This window comes from Cupriavidus phytohabitans (assembly GCF_017815025.1).
GTDB lineage: Bacteria > Pseudomonadota > Gammaproteobacteria > Burkholderiales > Burkholderiaceae > Cupriavidus.
Genome location: NZ_JAGIQB010000313.1, coordinates 1 through 218 on the forward strand (window position 1 = coordinate 1; position 218 = coordinate 218).

The 218-nt window shown below is 64.2% G+C and carries 1 protein-coding gene; it reads left to right on the forward strand.

What is annotated here, in order from left to right; genetic code table 11:
• The coding region (locus tag J8I34_RS34605; protein WP_209808679.1) for a DDE-type integrase/transposase/recombinase at positions 1-218 on the forward strand (218 nt) is incomplete at both ends.

Consider the following 218-nt stretch of genomic DNA (forward strand, 5'->3'; position numbering starts at 1 on the left):
CCCGGCGCTTCTTCGAGAAGGCCATCGCCCAGAACGGGGCGCCGCAGACGGTCACGGTGGATAAGAGCGGCGCCAACCTGGAGGCCCTGCAGGGCCTCAACGCCGAGCGGGAAACGCCCATCAAGATCCGGCAAAACAAGTATCTGAACAACCTCGTCGAGCAGGACCACCGCGGCATCAAACGCCGCGTCAGGCCGATGCTGGGGTTCCAGACCTTT